Below are 6906 nucleotides of genomic sequence, written 5' to 3'. Positions count from 1 at the left end.
CGTGGACGTGCCCCGACGGCACCGGCACCGAAATCCGCATCGACCGGCTCGACGGCCGCTGGGCGCTGACCCGCGCGCCGTGGCGGCTGTCCATCGCGTATCTTCGCGCCGGCACGATCGACGTGCGGATCGCGCCGGGGCCGTCGACGCCGAGTACGACGCCGCAGGACCTGAGCCTGCCGCTGCAGTTGCGGATCGACGACCTGCGGGTCGATCGCCTCGCGATCCACGACGGCGGCTCGACGACGCAGCTCGACCATATCGCGCTGAACGGCCGCAGCGACGGCCGTCACCATGAGCTCGTGCTCGACGGCGTCGATACGCCGTACGGCGCGCTGACCGCACGCGCGAAGCTCGACGGCGTGAAGCCGTTCGCGCTGACGGGTGAAGCCACTTATGCGGGCAAGCTGTCCGACGAGCCGGTCGACGCGCGCGCTCGTGTGTCGGGCTCGCTCGAGGCGCTGGTCGCCGACGTCGACGCGAGTGGGATGAAGCTGAACGGGCGTGCGCACGTCGAGGCCGCGCCGTTCGGCGCGGTGCCGCTCACGCGCGCATCGCTCGCGTTCGATCACGTGAACCCGCAGGCGCTCGCGCCTGGTGCGCCGGCCGCCGATCTCGCGGTGCGCGCGGAACTCGCGCCCGTGACCGCACCGGCCGGGGCCGAGCCCGCGAAGGGTTTCGCGGTGACGGGCCCGGTGTCGATCGTCAACGCGAAGCCCGGCACGCTCGGCGACCACCTGCTGCCGGTGATCGACGCGCACGCGAACGTGCATCTCGACGCGCACGCGCAGCGGATCGACGCGCTCGCGCTGAAGCTGATCCGCGACGGCAGCGTGACGGGCAACGGCACGCTGGCCGGCGGCAAGGGCCGCTTCGACCTGAAGGTCGCGAATCTCGACCTGAACGCGTTCGTCGCCGAGTTGCGGCCGATGCGTCTTGCCGGCCCGCTCGGCGTGACGCTCGCGGGCGACGTGACGACCGTCGATTTCAACCTGAACGACCCGAAGCTCGCGCTCGGCGCGCGCGCGAAAGTTGCGCTGACGTCGCAGCAGACGGTGCTGACCGACGCGCGCGTGACGGCCGGCAAGGGCAGGATCGACCTGACGGGCGTGTTCCGCCACGATGCGCATTCGAGCTACGACGCGAAGGCGACGCTGACCGGATTCGATCCGCTGCTGCTCGCCGCGGCGAGTGCGCCGAAGGCGGGTGGCGGCAAGGCGCCCGCCAAGGCGACGAAGGCACCGGCCCCGGGCGGCGAGACGCGCGTGTCGGGCACGCTGACGGCGTCGGGCGCATTCGCGCCGCAGGTGTCGACGAAGGCGACCTTCAAGCTCGGCGACAGCCTGTACGACGGCGTGCCGCTGACCGGCGCCGGCGTCGTGCAGCTCGCCGGCTCGCGCATTTTGCCGAGCAACGCGAACCTGTCGATCGCGGGCAATCATGTCGACCTGCGCGGCAGCTTCGGTGCGCCCAGCGACCGGCTGCGCTTCGTCGTCGATGCACCGCAGCTCGACCGGCTCGGTTTCGGTGTGGAAGGGCTCGTGCAGGCGCAGGGCGACCTGACCGGCAGCTTCGCGCACCCGAACGTGACCGCTACCTACAAGGCCGAGCACGTCGTCGTCGGCTCGAACCGGATCGGTGCCGCGCAGGGCCGCGCGGACATCCGCGACGGCGCGCACGGCGCGCTCGTGTTCACGGCCGACGCGTCCGACATCGCGCTCGGCTCGCTGAAGCTGAAATCGCTGCGCGCGAACCTCGACGGCACGCGAGCGAAGCACACGCTCGACGCGTCGGCGCTCGGGATGGCCGGCGGCCGCGTGATCGACGTGACGCTCGCGGCGAACGGCGGCGTGGTCGAAAACCGCGACGGGATGCGCTGGGACGGCACCGTCACGCGTCTTGCGAACCGCGGCACACCGGCCATCGCGCTGCAGTCGCCGCTGACCGTGTCGGCCGGCGCCGGCCGCGTGACGCTCGGCGCGACCCGGCTCACGCTCGAAGGCGCGGCGATCGACCTGAAATCGTTCGTGTTCGACCATGGCCAGATGCGCTCGGCGGGCTCGGTGAGCGGTGTGTCGGTCGCGCGTTTCCTCGAGGTCCGCCAGGAGCTGACGGGCCAGCGGCCGCCGGTGCGGACCGACGTCGTGCTCGACGCCGACTGGGATTTTTCGCTCGGCGCGAACGCGACGGGCTATGTGCAGGTGAAGCGGCGCGGTGGCGACGTGACGATCGAGAGCGGGCGCGGCATCGCATCGCTGGGGCTGACCGACCTGTCCGCGCGCGCGAGCTTCACGGCCGGCAACCGGCTCAACGTGACGGCGCTCGCGAAGGCGAACCGGATCGGCACGCTCGACGCGAACGTGGTCGTGCCGTTCGCGCTGCGCGACGGCATGTTCGGCGTGGTCAACGATGGCCCATTGTCGGGCCGCATCGACGCCGATATCCCGGCACTGAAGACGACCGGCAACCTGTTCGGGCCGAGCTACCTGCTCGGCGGTCGCGCGTCGCTGAAGCTGACGGTCGCGGGCACGCCGGTGAAGCCGAACCTGTCGGGGATGCTGACGGGCGACGACCTGTCCGCGACGCTCATCGACCAGGGCGTGCAGCTGAAGGATGGCATCGTGCGCGTGAAGCTGTCGGAAAACCTCGTCGAATTCCAGCAGGTCGAGTTCCACGGCGGCGACGGTACGCTGCGCATGCTCGGCCGCGTGCGCCTCGACGGCGAGGCGCCCGACCTGACCGCGAGCATCGTCGCGGACAAGCTCGAGCTGTTCGCGGCGCCGGATCGCAAGCTGTCGCTGTCGGGCAAGGCGACGGTCGCAAACGACGGGCCGCGCGGCGCGCTGTCGATCGACGGCAAGTTCGTCGTCGACCGCGCATTGTTCGACCTGCCCGAGGAATCGGCGCCGCACCTGTCGGACGATGTGGTGATCGTGGAGCCGGGCGGCACGGTGCGCGGCGAGACGCCGACCGGCACCGCGGTCGCGAAGCCGAAGCCGGCCGAGGACAAGCCGGCACCGTCGCTCGCACCGCGCGCGAACGTCGACATCGGTCTCGGCAACAACTTCCGCTTCAAGGGCCACGGCGCGGATCTCGGGCTGCGCGGCACGATCACCGTGATGAGTGCGCCGGGCGTGCCGCTGCGCGCGGTCGGCAACGTGCGCGTGACCGAAGGATCGACGTACACGTCGTTCGGCCGCAAGCTCGCGATCGAGAACGGCTTCTTCACGTTTAACGGCCCCGTGTCGAACCCGGGCGTCAACATCCTCGCGATGCGGCGCAACCAGGAAGTCGAGGCCGGCGTGCAGGTCACGGGCACGATCCAGTCGCTGACGGTCAAGCTCGTGTCGGAGCCGAACGTCACGGACAACGAAAAGCTGTCGTGGCTGCTGTTCGGCCACGGCACCGACCAGGGCAACAACGTCGGCCAGCAGGGTGCGATGACGGCGGCGCTCGGACTGCTCGGCAGCGTGACCGGCAAGCGCGTCGCGCAGACCTTCGGTCTCGACGAGGTCTCGGTCGGCCGCAGCGAAGTCGGCCTGACCGACCCGCAGGTCGTGCTGGTGTCGAAGGCGATCAACGAGCGCTTCGTGCTCGGCTTCGAGCAGGGCCTGCAGTCGGCCAGCAACGCGTTCAAGGCGACGATCAACCTGACGCGCTTCTGGTCGGTGTCCGCGTACGGTGGCACGTTCCAGGGCGTCGACCTGAACTACACGCGGCGCTTCGATCGCTGGTTCGGCAGTGACGGCACCCGCGAGCGGCGCGCCGAGCAGCCATGAAAAAAGCCCCGCACGATGTGCGGGGCTTTTTTTCGCGCAGGCGGCAGCGCGTTCGGCTTACTTCACGCGCATGCCGGGCTTCGCGCCGCTGTGCGGCTCGAGGATGTAGAGGCCCGGCTCGGCCTTCTCGTCGGTGGCCGACGCGGCGAGCACCATCCCTTCGGACAGGCCGAACTTCATCTTGCGCGGCGCGAGGTTCGCGACCATCACGGTCAGCTTGCCGACGAGCTGCTCGGGCTGGTACGCGGACTTGATGCCCGAGAACACGTTGCGGGTCTTTTCCTCGCCGACGTCGAGCGTGAGCTGCAGCAGCTTGTCCGAGCCCTCGACGGCCTGGCACGCGACGATCTTCGCGATGCGCAGGTCGATCTTCGCGAAATCGTCGATCGAGATCGGTGCATCGTCCGCGCCGTTCACGACAGCCTGCTTCGCGTTCGCCTTTGCGTTGTTCTTCGCATCCTTCGCGGCGTTCGCGGTCGCGACAGCCGCGCCGGTGGCTTCGGCTTGCAGCGAATCGCGGTTAGCGGCGAGCAGCGCTTCGATCTGCTTCGGGTCGACGCGCGTCATCAGGTGCTGGTACGCCTTGATCGGCTGCTCCGACGACAGCGGCTTCGCGGCATCGGCCCATGCGAGCGGCGCGATCCCGAAGAACGACTCGACGGCTTCGGCCACGCGCGGCATCACCGGCTTCAGCGCGAGCGACAGCAGGCGGAACGACTCGAGGCTCACGCTGCAGGTTTCGTGCAGCGCGACCGCGTTGGCCGGATCCTTCGCGAGATCCCACGGCTTCGCACCGTCGACGTACGCGTTCACTTCGTCCGCGAGCTCCATCGTGTGGCGCAGTGCGCGGCCGTACTCGCGTGCTTCGTAGTGCGCGGCGATCTGCGGGATCGCGTCGCGCAGCTTCGCGACGAGCGGATGGTTCATCGCGCTGTCCTGCACGCGACCGTCGAAGCGCTTGATCAGGAAGCCTGCCGCGCGGCTCGCGATGTTCACGTACTTGCCGACGAGGTCGCTGTTTACGCGCGCCTGGAAGTCGTCGAGGTTCAGGTCGATGTCTTCCATCGTCGCGTTCAGCTTCGCGGCGAAGTAGTAGCGCAGCCACTCGGGGTTCAGGCCCGTGTCGATGTAGCTCTGCGCGGTGATGAACGTGCCGCGCGACTTCGACATCTTCGCGCCGTCGACCGTCAGGAAGCCGTGCGCGAACACGTTGGTCGGCGTGCGGTGGCCCGAGAACTCGAGCATCGCGGGCCAGAACAGCGTGTGGAAGTACAGGATGTCCTTGCCGATGAAGTGATACTGCTCGGTGGTCGAGCCCGGGCGGACCCATGCATCGAAGTCGACGCCGTTGCGGTCGCACAGGTTCTTGAAGCTCGCGTAGTAGCCGACCGGCGCGTCGAGCCACACGTAGAAATACTTGCCGGGCGCGCCCGGGATCTCGAAGCCGAAGTACGGCGCGTCACGCGAGATGTCCCAGTCGGCGAGCTTGGCCTCGCCGGCGTCGCCGAGCCATTCGCGCATCTTGTTGGTTGCTTCGGGCTGCGCGAGGCCGCTCACCCATTCGCGCAGGAACGTTTCGCAGCGCGGGTCGGACAGGCGGAAGAAGTAGTGCTTCGACGTCTTGCGCACCGGCGTCGCGCCCGACACGACCGAATACGGGTTCAGCAGCTCGGTCGGCAGGTAGGTCGAGCCGCACACTTCGCAGTTGTCGCCGTACTGGTCCTTCGCGTGGCACTTCGGGCACTCGCCCTTGATGAAGCGATCCGGCAGGAACATTTCCTTGACGGGATCGTATGCCTGCTCGATCTCGCGCTCGGCGATGAAGCCGGCGTCCTGCAGCGCGACGTAGATCTTCTCGCTCAGCACGCGGTTCTCGTCCGAATCGGTCGAGTAGAAGTTGTCGAACGACACGCCGAAGCTGTCGAAATCGCGCTTGTGTTCGGTCCACACGCGATCGATCAACTGCTTCGGGGTCAGGCCTTCCTTCTCCGCGCGCAGCATGATCGGCGTGCCGTGCGTATCGTCGGCGCCGATGTAGTAGACCTCATGGCCATGCATTCGCAGCGTCCGCACCCAGATGTCGGTCTGGATGTACTCGACCAGGTGGCCGATGTGGATCTGCCCGTTGGCATAGGGCAGTGCGGACGTAACGAGGATCTGGCGGCCACCTTGCGGCGCCGCAGCCTGCACGGAAGTGAGGTCGGATGCGGACATAGGGTCTGTAGAGGAACGGCGGAAAAACGACGGGAAACTGCGATTCTAGCAGGGGCGCGCGCCAGCGACGCGGGCAGGCGCCCTTGACCGGGCGCCGAAACGGGCAGGGCCGCGCAAGCGGTGTGCCCGACGGTGATGTGCTGCGATGCAGCACGAATTCTGCGGGCAAAAAAAACCGGGGCGGATACGGCCCCGGAGCAACAACGACAAGAGGAGAATGGTGACGCGCCGGCAACACCAGCCGCGTACCGTAAATACTGACCACGGCCTGCGACAGAAGTTCGAAAATTTTTTCGATTTGTTACCGGCTCGGCCGGAAGCCTTGTCCGGCGCGGTTGCGCGGGCGGCGAGCCCGCGCTTTCCCCTCGTCGTGCGCTTACTGCGCCTGTGCTGCGCGCAGGTAGATTTCGACGCGGCGGTTCTGTGCGCGGCCGGCTTCGGTCGCGTTGTCCGCGATCGGGTTCGATGCACCCATGCCTTGCGCCGACAGGCGGCCGCCGTTCACGCCGCGCTGTGCCAGTGCGTTCACGACGCTCTGCGCGCGGTTCTGCGACAGCGTCTGGTTCAGCTGGGCCGAGCCCGTGCTGTCCGTGTAGCCGACGATCGATGCCGTCACTTGCGGGTTCTGGTTCAGCGTCGTCGCCAGATCGTTCAGCAGCGGCTGGAAGGCCGGCGTGATCGCGTACTGGTTCGTCGCGAACGTCACCGAGCTCGGCACGTTCAGCTTCAGCGAGCCGTCCGGCTGCTCGGTCACTTGCGTACCCGTTTGCGCTGCCGACGGTGCCAGCTTGTTCTTGATTGCCTGCCAGTTGTAACCCGTCACGCCGCCCACCAGTGCGCCGACGCCTGCGCCGATCGCCGCGCCCTTGCCGCCACCCGCCAGCGCGCCGATGCCTGCGCCCAGCGCCGCACA

At 68.4% G+C, this 6906-nt stretch carries 3 protein-coding genes; 1 reads left to right on the top strand and 2 read right to left on the bottom strand.

Features of this window, described 5'->3' with window-relative positions; all coding sequences use genetic code 11:
* Positions 1–3779 (top strand): translocation/assembly module TamB domain-containing protein (locus G3N93_RS30660; protein WP_241026762.1); only part of this gene is annotated, 3779 nt, incomplete at its 5' end.
* 57 nt (positions 3780–3836) lie between these two features.
* Here the strand turns inward: G3N93_RS30660 and metG are convergent.
* Positions 3837–5993 (bottom strand): methionine--tRNA ligase, encoded by a 2157-nt coding sequence (gene metG / locus G3N93_RS30655; protein ID WP_174942090.1) that lies wholly within the window; start codon positions 5991–5993, stop codon positions 3837–3839.
* 376 nt (positions 5994–6369) lie between these two features.
* Positions 6370–6906 (bottom strand): OmpA family protein (locus G3N93_RS30650; RefSeq protein ID WP_206134631.1); only part of this gene is annotated, 537 nt, incomplete at its 5' end.

Origin of the sequence: Burkholderia sp. Se-20378 (assembly GCF_017104665.1) — a bacterium.
Taxonomy (GTDB): Bacteria; Pseudomonadota; Gammaproteobacteria; order Burkholderiales; family Burkholderiaceae; genus Burkholderia; species Burkholderia lata.
Note: the sequence above shows the minus strand (reverse complement) of the source record. Positions and strands in the feature narration are given on the sequence as shown.

Bases quoted from the DNA above. Each gene is read 5' to 3' on its own strand.
- metG (WP_174942090.1), bottom strand. From the start codon at position 5,993: ATGTCCGCATCCGACCTCACTTCCGTGCAGGCTGCGGCGCCGCAAGGT.